The sequence below is a fragment of the Pontivivens ytuae genome, assembly GCF_015679265.1.
GTDB classification, from domain to species: Bacteria; Pseudomonadota; Alphaproteobacteria; order Rhodobacterales; family Rhodobacteraceae; genus Pontivivens; species Pontivivens ytuae.
The window spans coordinates 2,207,134-2,218,506 of the sequence record NZ_CP064942.1 but is presented as its reverse complement, the minus strand read 5'-3'; the positions used below and the strand labels follow the sequence as shown (position 1 = coordinate 2,218,506).

Annotated in this window: 9 protein-coding genes; 3 read left to right on the top strand and 6 right to left on the bottom strand. The window is 66.6% G+C overall.

From position 1 onward, the window contains the following. Positions 1-25: 25 nt before the first annotated feature. The 5 genes from I0K15_RS10730 to I0K15_RS10710 form a co-directional block, all read right to left on the bottom strand. Positions 26-655 (bottom strand): glutathione S-transferase family protein, encoded by a 630-nt coding sequence (locus tag I0K15_RS10730; protein ID WP_230374088.1) that lies wholly within the window; start codon positions 653-655, stop codon positions 26-28. 101 nt (positions 656-756) lie between these two features. Continuing rightward, the gene (locus I0K15_RS10725; protein WP_196101516.1) at positions 757-1,842 is read right to left on the bottom strand and encodes a PRC-barrel domain-containing protein; all 1,086 of its coding nucleotides are present in this window, start codon (positions 1,840-1,842) and stop codon (positions 757-759) included. A 202-nt stretch (positions 1,843-2,044) separates the two neighbouring features. Then, positions 2,045-3,325 (bottom strand): crotonyl-CoA carboxylase/reductase, encoded by a 1,281-nt coding sequence (ccrA, locus tag I0K15_RS10720; protein ID WP_196105450.1) that lies wholly within the window; start codon positions 3,323-3,325, stop codon positions 2,045-2,047. A gap of 126 nt (positions 3,326-3,451) precedes the next feature. After that, complete coding sequence (locus tag I0K15_RS10715; RefSeq protein WP_196101515.1) at positions 3,452-4,804, bottom strand: 1-acyl-sn-glycerol-3-phosphate acyltransferase; 1,353 nt, start codon at positions 4,802-4,804, stop codon at positions 3,452-3,454. Between the two features lie 106 nt (positions 4,805-4,910). Then, on the bottom strand, positions 4,911-5,402 hold the full coding sequence (locus tag I0K15_RS10710) for a roadblock/LC7 domain-containing protein (protein ID WP_230374087.1): 492 nt from the start codon (positions 5,400-5,402) through the stop codon (positions 4,911-4,913). 344 nt (positions 5,403-5,746) lie between these two features. Here I0K15_RS10710 and I0K15_RS10705 point away from each other — a divergent pair, with 344 nt between their 5' ends. After that, entirely contained in the window at positions 5,747-7,714 is a 1,968-nt protein-coding gene (locus I0K15_RS10705; protein ID WP_196101514.1) for a protein meaA, read from the top strand. Here I0K15_RS10705 and I0K15_RS10700 read toward each other — a convergent pair whose 3' ends face one another. After that, positions 7,715-8,683 carry a LacI family DNA-binding transcriptional regulator gene (locus I0K15_RS10700; RefSeq protein WP_196101513.1) on the bottom strand — a complete coding sequence of 323 codons (969 nt, stop codon included), beginning with the start codon at positions 8,681-8,683 and terminating at the stop codon, positions 7,715-7,717. A 147-nt stretch (positions 8,684-8,830) separates the two neighbouring features. Here I0K15_RS10700 and I0K15_RS10695 point away from each other — a divergent pair, with 147 nt between their 5' ends. Together I0K15_RS10695 and I0K15_RS10690 are read left to right on the top strand one after the other, a co-directional pair. Next, positions 8,831-10,348 (top strand): sugar ABC transporter ATP-binding protein, encoded by a 1,518-nt coding sequence (locus tag I0K15_RS10695; protein WP_196101512.1) that lies wholly within the window; start codon positions 8,831-8,833, stop codon positions 10,346-10,348. An 11-nt stretch (positions 10,349-10,359) separates the two neighbouring features. Continuing rightward, entirely contained in the window at positions 10,360-11,364 is a 1,005-nt protein-coding gene (locus I0K15_RS10690) for an ABC transporter permease (RefSeq protein WP_196101511.1), read from the top strand. The last annotated feature ends 9 nt before the right edge of the window (positions 11,365-11,373 follow it).

The following is an 11,373-nucleotide window of genomic DNA, read 5'->3' as shown; positions in this document are numbered from 1 at the left end:
CACCAGCACATCGGCCGGATGCCGCCTAGCCCACCATGGTCCCGCGCCCTTCACAACGCTCCATCCAAGCCAACGTTGCAGCATGCTCTGTCGGGACCGACACGCGGATCAGCCTCATGAAGCCGACAGTGCAGATCGCTGTGATGTCCGCGAGCGAGAACCGGTCGCCCGCCAGCCACTCCCGCTCCGCAAGGCTGCGCTCCAACCATGCCAGACCACTCACCACGCGATCGCGGTTGAATTCGGCCCATTCCGGACACTGCTCGCCCTCCAGCACCTTCATTGCCGGAATGCCGTGCCGCGAGACTGCCGCGATGGGGAGCATCAGCTGAAACTCTACACGCCGCGACCACATCTCGATCCGCGCGGCCTCCAGCGGATCGCGCCCCAGCAGGTTTGGCTCCGGGTACAACGCCTCTAGGTAGCGGCAGACTGCCACCGTTTCCGTCAGGATCGTCCCGTCGGAGAGCTCCAGCGCAGGTACATTGTGGGAGCCCATCTTCGCCAGATACTCCTCGCCGAACTGCTGACCCGCCATGATGTCGACGGAGGTCGTGGGCAACTCGATCCCCTTCTCGGCCAGAAAGATCCGGACGCGGCGCGGGTTCGGCGCGCGCGGGGTGTCGTAGAGCATGACGGGATGGGGCAGGGTCACGGACGGTCCTCCTTTTTGGGCTCAGCCTGCCGCCGATGGCCCGCGGAGGGAAGAAGGCCGCGCCGGGCGACACGGCCTTCCGTTAGGTCAGGCGCAGCCGATCACTCGGCGGGCGCCTCGTATTCGGGCATGGCTTCGAGCTCTTCCTCGGTCGCCTGCACGTAGACGCGCAGCTCGCCGCCCTCTTCGGACATCATCAGGCTGAGCTGGTCCATCGGCACCGCGACATCCCGTTGGCCGAGGCCGAGGAAACCGCCGAAGGAGATAATCGCTTCGGAGACCGTCTCTCCCTCCATCACTAGATCCCCAATCTCGCCGATATTCTCGTCCTGCTCGGTGAAGACGCTGGCGCCGTTGAGCTCCTCGACCGTGATGTCCTGCGCAGTGACCGCGACGAACGTCTCGGCATCGGCTTCAGCCGACATCTCGGCCGTCGTCTCGGTCACCGCATCGGAGGTGGCGTCGGCAGCTTGCTGCGTCTCCTCCATCACCTCCTGACCTGCAGCTTCGGTCTCTGCGGCGAGTTCCTGGCTCTCCTGCGCGATCGCTTCGCCAGTTGCGTCGGCCGTCTGCTCGATCTCCTGCAGGGCGGCCTCGCCGGTGGCCTCGGCGTCCGCGGCAAGCTGGGCTGCGCCGGCCGCGATGTCATCGCCGGTCTGCTCGATCGCATCGGCGGCCTGCTGGGTCTCCTGCTCGATCTCGGCGCTCGCGTCGACCTCGGCCGTGGTTTCGGCCTGCATCTCGGTGCTGCTGGCGTCGGCCTGCTGCTCGTTACCGTCCATAGTGAAGGCCGGTGCCTGCTCCAGAGTCTCGGCCGTCGCGTTCACCACGATGAAAGGCGTTTCGCGGTCCTCGCCCTCTACGAAGCGCAGCTGGTCCATCGGCAGCGCGACGGACTTCTCGCCCATGCCGAGGAAGCCGCCGACGCCCAGCACGACACCTGCCACCTGACCGTTCGGCGCGATGATCACGTCGTTGATCTCGCCGATATTGTCCCACTCGCTTTCCATGCCGGCCGAGTAGGTGATCTCACCCTCGACTTCGGTCGCATGCACGGTCGCGCCGAGCAGATCGCTCGCCATCAGCTCGCTCTCGGACGCGGTGGTGATGTAGCCGTCCGCACCTTGCGCGATCGCGGCACCGCCGAGCGTCAGAGCCAATGCGGTCGTGGTCAAAAAGGTCTTCATATCAATGATCCTCCGATGGGTGCGCGGGTCATCCGCAGCACCTTGGGCAGCCGAAAAAGAGCCGCCTTCACATGCGGTTAACTCTGATCTGACATCAGAGTTCCGGAGGATCGTGGGGATTTTCCACAGGCTGGATACGAAAACCCCGCCCTGGGGCAGCAGGGCGGGGTGAGGCCAGTACGCGCAAGGGGAGAGGTGGGGTTCAGCCCTTTGCCGCGTCCAGCGTGTCTTCGAAGGTGCGCAGGCCGGTTTTCGAGGCATTGACCAGCACAGCCATGTTTCCGGGCTTGTGCTGGTTGCGCATCATCTTGGTATGCGCCGTCGGCAGCTCGTTCCATTCGAAGACTTCGGACAGGCACGGATCCAGCCGACGCTCGATCATGAGCTGGTTGGCGGCCATCGCCTGCTTGAGATGGGCGAAGTGGGAACCCTGCACCCGCTTCTGGTGCATCCAGAGATACCGCACGTCGAAGGTGAGGTTGTAGCCGGTGGTCCCGGCACAGATCACCACCATGCCGCCGCGCTTCACGACGAAGACGGAGACGGGGAAGGTGCTCTCGCCCGGATGCTCGAACACCATGTCGACATTGTTGCCCTTGCCGGTGATCTCCCAGATCGCCTTGCCGAACTTGCGCGCCTCGGCGAACCACGTCTTGTACTCGTCCGTGCCGACCGTGGGCATCTGGCCCCAGCAGTCGAAATCCTTACGGTTGATGACGCCCTTGGCACCGAGATCCATCACGAACTGGCGCTTCGATTCGTCGGAGATCACGCCGATCGCGTTCGCACCTGCCGTGTTGATGAGCTGGATCGCGTAGGAGCCGAGGCCGCCGGACGCGCCCCAGACCAGGACGTTCTGGCCGGGCTTCAGGTCATGCGGCTCGTGCCCGAACAGCATGCGGTAGGCGGTGGCGAGCGTCAGCGTGTAGCACGCGCTCTCCTCCCAGGTCAGGTGCTGGGGCCGCGGCATGAGCTGCTGCGCCTGCACATTGGTGAACTGCGCGAAGGAGCCGTCGGGCGTCTCGTAGCCCCAGATCCGCTGGGTCGGCGACATCATCGGGTCGCCGCCATTGCAGTGCTCGTCGTCGCCGTCGTCCTGGTTGCAGTGGATGACGACCTCGTCGCCGACCTTCCAGCGCTTCACCTTGTCACCCACGGCCCAGATGATGCCCGAGGCGTCGGAGCCCGCAATGTGGTAGGGCGCACCGTGCCCGTCGAAGGGCGAGATCGGCTGGCCGAGACCGGCCCAGACGCCATTGTAGTTGATGCCCGCGGCCATGACGAAAACCAGCACCTCATGGCTGTCGAGCTTCGGGACGTCCACGACCTCGAGCTGCATCGCCTTTTCTGGCTCGCCATGGCGCTCGCGCCGAATCGCCCAAGCGTACATCTTCTCCGGCACGTGACCGAGGGGCGGGATCTCGCCCATCTCGTACAGGTCCTTCATTGGCCGGTCGGCGGTGGTATTTGCGTCGAGCGCCATCATGCGATCCTCCGCGCAATTTAATTGCGCAACAAAAATTCAAGACTGACTACGCATATGGAATGAGATTGCGTGCATGGCAAGCAGAATCTTTGTGCGGCGCAGCGTAAATTTCGCGGTGCGGCCTCAGCGCGGCAGGTGCGCGATGGAGCGGCAGTAGTAGGCGAGGAGATCCCGGCCCTCGGGCGCGACGGCGAAATCGTCGCCCTCACAGCGCAGGATGTGCCGGCGGACGAGACCACGCAGCCCGACCTCGACCGCGTAGTCGAAATCGCCCCGCGGCAGGTGGAAATGCGCGCCCTTCTCGACCAAGGCATCGCGCAGCACCCCCGCCCGCGCCGTGATCTCGGCCCGTGACAGCGCGCCTGCTGCCCGCAGCATCACGTCGGCGACCAGCGGCACCGGCAGAACCGGGACCACCGCGCCGACCCGCTCCATCAACGCATCGCCCAGCGCCTCCGGCTGATCGGTGCCGAAGTCGCGCAGGGAGAGCGGCGCGCCGAAGCTGACCGAGGCATAGCCGAAGCGATTCCACTTGCCGCGCAGCCGCAGCCAGACGTGGCGCAGAGCGAAGCCGAGCCCGGTCCAGACGCTCGCGCGGAAGCGTGGACGGCCATCGGCGTCCACCTCCGCCTCGGTCAGGATCCGATCCTCCAGCACCCGGTCGTAGTTCAGACCGACGGGGACGAAGATCACGTCGCGCGGTCCCTCGGGGTCGAAATCCTGCAGGATGTAGCTCAGCAAGCCCAGCTTCGGTGGCCGCAAGCTGCCGTCGCGGCTGAGCCCACCTTCCGGAAACACCGCCTGGGTCACACCATCCGCCGTGGCCATCTGGACATAGCGGGCGAGCACCCGGCGATAGAGCGGGTTATCCGAGCGGCGGCGGATAAAGAACGCGCCCATCGCCTTCGCGATCTGCTGCAGAGGCCAGACCCGCGCCCACTCGCCCGCGGCATAGCTCAGCGAGGTGCGCTCGCTGGCGAGATACGTGACGAGCAGGTAGTCCATGTTGGAGCGGTGGTTCATCACGAAGACCACCGTCGCGTCCGGGTCGATATCGCCCAGCGCCTCGGCCCCCAGCCGCACGCGGTAGAGGCCCTGCGCGATCCAGCGGCTCGCCCGCACGCCGAACAGGAAGTAGGTGGCGGCCGAGAAGCCCGGCACGATCTCACGAGCATAGCGGGCGGCGCGCTCGGCCACGACCTCCCGCGGCTCGCCGAATTCCGCCGCCTCCTCCCGCACGGCCTGCATGACCTGCGGATCGTAGGTGAGCCGATCCACCAGGACCTGCCGTTTGGTCAGCGTCAGCGGCTGGATGGAGAGGCGCAGGCTTTCATTCGCCCGCTTCAGCACCCGGTTCACCCGCGCCCGCAGCACCCAGCGCACCGAGGGCACCAGCACGCGGTTCAGCGTCAGCGAGGCCAGCGCCAGGCCACCCAATATGACAAGCCAGAGGGGGAGTTCGACGGTCTGCAGCATCCGGCTCACCCTGACGGGCGCGGCGGCACAGGTCCAGATTTACCGAAACGGCGGGCCCGGCCTCCCCCCACGGGGACCGGGCCCGCCTGCGATCTTCGACGGCAGCTCAGGCCGCGATGCCGAGATCGGTCTTGCGCAGCGCAACCCGCGCCATGGCGAGGTTGGACTGCTCGCGGTCCAACGCGAGGTAGAGGAACACGCTCGGATCGTCCGAGAGCGGACGGATCAGGTGGTACTGCTTGCCGAGCGAGATGAGGATGTCCTCGATATTGTCGTCGAGGTCGAGGCTGCTGATGGCGCGCAGCTTGGCCTTCACCACATCGGTGTTGGCTGCACCGGCGACGTCCATGTCGAGCTTTCCGCCACCATCCTTGGCCAGCACCATGCCGGAGTCGGAATCGACGAGGCACGCCCCGATGAAGCCGGACAGGCCGTGCAGCCCGCTGAGATCCTGATTTTGCATTCTATCTTTCCCCACAAAAGAACGGGCGGCGTCGGCCACCGGTTCAACCGTGCCGATCCTGAATTCCGGCTCCCGATGGACCGCTTCGCAGGGCTCGACGTGCTCCGTCCGCTTCTTCGAAAACAGGCTGATCATGTTTTGCCTTCTGCTCACGCAGTCGCCGGACGGCGTCAGATTTTTCTGACGCCCTGTCACGATAGTCGTCGTAAACATAAACTGTCACTTTGAATTGTATTTTGAGATTAATTTCGAAGCCGGATTTTAGGTCTTTTCTCCCTGCGGTTGTCGGAGCGGCTCCGGCGATCCGTATTTATTATGAGGATGCGCGTTTTTGAACTTTTTGCGACAGGTCCCGGCATGGTTGCCGCGGCCCCGGCGCAACGGAAATGACGCGGTCACGATGTTCCGTAGTGATGCGGACTTGTGAAACAATCTGTCTCGCGCTACGTCCTTTCGCAGTGCAGCAGAGGAATCGCGTCATGGCCGAAGTTCAGAAGGATCGCCCCTGGCTTTTCCGGACCTATGCCGGGCATTCGACCGCTTCGGCCTCCAACGCGCTCTACCGCGCGAACCTCGCGAAGGGGCAGACGGGCCTCTCCGTCGCCTTCGATCTGCCGACGCAGACCGGTTACGACAGCGACCACGTGCTGAGCCGTGGCGAGGTGGGCAAGGTCGGCGTGCCGGTCAGCCATCTGGGCGACATGCGCACCCTGTTCGACCAGATCCCGCTCGACCAGATGAACACCTCGATGACGATCAACGCGACGGCCGCATGGCTGCTGTCGCTCTACATCGCCGTGGCCGAGGAGCAGGGCGCGGACATCTCCGCTCTCAAGGGCACGGTGCAGAACGACATCATCAAGGAGTACCTGTCGCGCGGCACCTACGTCTTCCCGCCCGCGCCCAGCCTGCGCCTGATCGGCGACGTGGCCGAGTACTGCTACCGCAACGTGCCGAAGTGGAACCCGATGAACGTGTGCTCCTACCACCTGCAGGAGGCCGGAGCGACGCCGGAGCAGGAGCTCGCCTTCGCGCTCGCCACCGCGCAGGCCGTGCTGGACGAGGTGCGGCCGCGGGTCAGCGCGGAGGACTTCCCGGGCCTCGTCGCCCGCATCTCCTTCTTCGTGAACGCGGGCATCCGCTTCGTCACCGAGATGTGCAAGATGCGCGCGTTCGTGGACCTTTGGGACGAGATCTGCCGGGAGCGTTACGGCGTCGAGGATCCGAAGCTCCGCCGCTTCCGCTATGGTGTGCAGGTCAACTCCCTGGGCCTCACCGAGCAGCAACCGGAGAACAACGTCTACCGCATCCTGATCGAGATGCTGGCCGTGACGCTCTCGAAAAAGGCCCGCGCCCGCGCCGTGCAACTCCCCGCCTGGAACGAGGCGCTCGGCCTGCCCCGCCCCTGGGACCAGCAGTGGTCGCTGCGCATGCAGCAGATCATGGCGTTCGAGACGGACCTCCTGGAATATGACGACCTCTTCGACGGCAACCCGGCGGTCGATGCCAAGGTCGAAACGCTGAAGGAGGGCGCCCGCGAGGAGCTGAAGCGCATCGACGAGATGGGCGGCGCGGTCGCCGCCATCGACTACATGAAATCCCGGCTGGTGGAGAGCAATTCGGAGCGTCTCGGCCGCATCGAGCGCGGCGAGACCACCGTCGTCGGCGTCAACAAGTACGAACAGGGCGAGCCCTCGCCACTTGTCGATGAGCAGGGCGGCATCATGGTCGTGGACCCCGCCGTCGAGGAAGAGCAGATCGCCCGGCTCGAGGAATGGCGCGCGGGCCGCGACGACCTCGCCGTGCGCCGGGCGTTGACCGAGCTGCGCAGCGCCGCGCGCGAGGGCCGCAACATCATACCCGCCTCAATCGCCTGCGCGAAGGCGGGGGTGACCACCGGCGAATGGGGCACGGCGATGCGCGCCGAGTTCGGCGAGTACCGCGCGCCGACCGGCGTTTCCAAGGCCATCTCGAACACCGCGACCGGCCTCGACGACATTCGCGACGCCGTGGCCGACGCTTCCGCTCGATTGGGCCGCCCGCTCACCTTCCTCGTCGGCAAGCCGGGGCTGGACGGCCACTCCAACGGCGCTGAGCAGATCGCCTGCCGCGCCCGCGATGCGGGGATGGAGGTGATCTACGAGGGCATCCGCCTAACGCCCGAACAGATCGTCGCCGCCGCCCGCGAGGGGAAGGCACACGTCATCGGCCTCTCCATCCTTTCCGGCTCCCACATGCCGCTGGTCGAGGAGGTGCAGCGCCGCCTCGCCGAGGAGGGGCTCGACACCCCGCTCATCGTCGGCGGCATCATTCCGGAGGCCGATGCGGAGCGGCTGCGCGCGCAGGGCGTCGCGCGGGTCTACACGCCGAAGGATTTCGAGCTGAACCGGATCATGTTCGATCTGGTGGCTTTGGTGGACCCCGACGGCCGCGTGGCCGCCGAGTGATCAGGCGGGCGGCGCCACGCTCGCCCGCTCGACCAGCTCCACGTCCAGGATCTCCGCCCCCGCTTCCGCTGTCCCCTCGATGGCGGAGATCAGGCGCGTCATCGCCCGCTCCCCGATCGCGAGCCGCGGCTGGCGGATTGTGGTGAGTGCCGGGATCGTCGCCTCGGCGAAGGCGATGTCGTCGAAACCGATGACAGAGATGTCCTGCGGCACGCGCACGCCCTGCGCCGCCAGCCCCGCGATCAGGCCGATCGCCATCTCGTCATTGGCGCAGGCGACCGCGGTGGGCCGCGGATCGAGCGCCAGCACCGCATCCGCCGCGGCGCGGCCGCTCGCGATGGTGAAGGCTCCGGGCAGCACGGGCGCGTCTGGCCCAGCCTCGGCGCGAAAACCCTCGATCCGCTGGCGGGTCAGGATGTTGTTCTGTGGGCCTGAAAGATGCGCGATGCGCCGGTGTCCCGCCGCCTTCAGGTGGCGCACGGCGACGGCCGAAGCGGCCGCGTTGTCGATCCCGACATGGGGTACCTCCTGTGGCTCCAACGCCTCTGAGACGGAGACCACCGCACCCCGTACTCCGGCGGGCAGATGCCCGTTGAGCAGCAGCGCCCCGTCCGCGCGGCCGTTCACGAGATAGCTGAGAAACCGCTCCTCCCGCGTCCGGTCGCCCGCGGTGTCGCCGATCAGGATCGTCTGCCCGCGAGCCGAGGCGACCTTCTCGATCCCCGCCAGGATCTCTGAGAAGAAGGTGTTGCCGATGTCGGGCACCAGCACCAGCACCGCGTTCGCCCGCTGCTGGCGCAGGGTGCGGGCCGCGATGTTGAGTGTGAAGCCCGTCTCGCTGATCGCGCTCTGCACCGCCTCCCGCGTCGATTCGGAGACGACGTCAGGCGTGTGGATCGCGCGGCTCACCGTGGCGGTGGAGACCCCGGCCAGCCGGGCCACATCCCCGATAGTCGCGCGCTTGTTCATCCGTAACCCCTTGATCCGCAGCCCCGATCGCCGCCGGTGGCATCTTCGCAGAAAACGCTTGCCCGACTCGAATGTAAAGGATTACATTCTTATGTAAACGATTACATGAGCGCAAAGCTCGGTCGGCGACCACGCCGGGGAGGAATGATGAACGCACCCGTGGATCGGGAACCGCTTCTGGCGGGGCAGGGACTGCGCAAGTCCTACGGACCTGTCGAGGTGCTGCACGGCGTCGATTTCGACGTCCGCCCGGGCGAGGTTCATGCCCTGCTCGGCGAGAACGGCGCGGGCAAGTCCACGCTGGTCAAGATCCTCTCGGGTTTCGTCGCACCCAGCGCAGGCACCCTCACCTTCGACGGCGCACCCATCACCTTCCCGACCATGCGCGCGGCCGAGGAGGCGGGCATCGTCCTCATTCACCAGGAATTCAACCTCGCCGAACTGCGCACGGTGGAGGAGAACATCTTCCTCGGGCGGGAGCTGCGTCGGGGCCTCTTCCTCGACAAGGCCGCGATGCGGGCCGAGGCGCGCCGCCTGCTCGACGAACTGCACTGCATGGCCCCCGAAACCGCCCGCGTCGCGGACCTGCCGGTCGCCGACAAGCAGATGGTGGAGATCGCGAAGGCGATGTCGCGCAAGGCGCGCATCCTCTTCCTCGACGAGCCCACTGCCGTGCTCACCAAGGCTGAGACCGCCACCCTCTTCACCCTGATCCGCCGGTTGAAGGCGGAGGGCGTTGGCATCGTCTTCATCTCCCACAAGCTCGACGAGGTAGAGGAGATCGCGGACCGCATCACCGTCCTGCGCGACGGCGAGTTGGTGGAGACTGTGCCGGCCCACGGCGTGAGCCCCGACGACATGGCGCGGATGATGGTAGGCCGCGAGCTCACCGACTTCTATCCGCACATCCCGGCGCCCGGACCCGATGCGGAGACGCTGCTCGCGGTCGAGAGCCTCGCCGCCCCTGGCGTCCGCGATGCCAGCTTCACCCTGCGGCGTGGCGAGGTGCTGGGCTTCGCCGGGCTCCAGGGCGCGGGCCGCACCGCGGTGATGGAGGCGCTGATCGGCCTGCATCCCGCCACCGGCGGCCGGATCAGCCTGCGCGGTCAGGACGTGCGCTTCACCGACGTCGCGCAATCGAAGGCCGCGCGCATCGCCTATCTGACCAAGGACCGCAAGGGGAAGGGTCTGCTCCTCGGCAACGACCTCGTGTGGAACTTCTCGCTCTTCTCGCTGGAGAAGTTCGCAAAGCCCCTGATCGACCGTGGCGCCGAGCGCGCCGCCTTCGACGCCGCCGCCGCCCGCGTGGACCTGCGCGCAGCGAGCCCCTCGCTCACCGCTGGCTCCCTCTCCGGCGGCAACCAGCAGAAACTGCTGCTCGCCAAGGTGCTGGAGACCGATCCCGAGATCATCATCATCGACGAACCCACCCGCGGCATCGACGTGGGCGCGAAGTCGCAGATCTACGGCTTCATCGCGGAGCTCGCGTCCCAGGGGCGGGGCGTCATCGTCCTCTCCTCCGAACTGCCGGAGATCATCGGGCTGAGCCATCGCGTCACCGTCATGCAGAGCGGCCGGACCACCGGCTGCCTCGAAGGCGACGCCATCAACGAAGAAGACATCATGCGTCTCGCCTCGGGCCTCGCCGCCCGCAGCGCGGCGTGAGGGGCAGGACCATGACCGACATCACCCAAGCGAAACCGGCGCGGCCGCGCTTCTCCCTCGACTGGAAGCTGCTGGGTCCGCTCGCCGCCCTCGTGCTGCTGCTCGTGATCGGGGCGTTCCTCAACGAGAACTTCCTGTCGAGCGCGAACCTGCTGAACATCCTCACACGCTCCGCCTTCATCGGGATCATCGCGATCGGGGCGACCTTCGTGATCTCCTCGGGCGGGATCGACCTGAGCGTGGGCTCGATGGCGGCGTTCACGGCCGGGGTCATGATCCTCCTGATGAACTGGATGCTGGGCGTGACGGACGTGGTCTGGCTGATCGTGCTGACCGGCATCGCCGCCGGGGCGCTGATCGGCACGGGTGCGGGGCTGCTGAACGGCTTGCTCATCACGCGCGGCGGGATCGAGGCGTTCATCGTGACACTCGGCACCATGGGCATCTACCGCAGCCTCGTCACCTACCTCGCCGATGGCGGCACGCTCTCGCTCGACAGCGATGTGCGGGGGCTCTACCGGCCGGTCTACTACGGCGACATCCTCGGCCTGCCGGTGCCTGTGATCCTGTTCGCGCTGGCCGCCCTCGCAGGCTGGATCGTGCTCAACAACACCGCCTTCGGCCGCCACGTGCAGTCCGTCGGCGCGAACGAGGACGTGGCGCGCTACTCCGCCATCAACACCGACCGGGTAAAGGTCTTCGCTTACATGATCCAGGGCGCGTGCGTGGCGCTGGCCACCATCGTCTACGTCCCGCGCCTCGGCTCCGCCTCCGCCACGACCGGCGTGCTGTGGGAGCTGGAGGCGATCGCCGCCGTCATCATCGGGGGCACGCTCCTGAAAGGCGGCTACGGGCGGATCGGCGGCACCGTGACAGGTGCGCTGATTCTCACCCTGATCGGCAACATCCTCAACCTGACCGACCTGATCTCCAACTACCTCAACGGGGCGGTGCAGGGCGTCATCATCATCGCGGCCGTGTTCCTGCAACGGGGCCTGAGCCGCAAACAGTCCTGAAAACGGGAC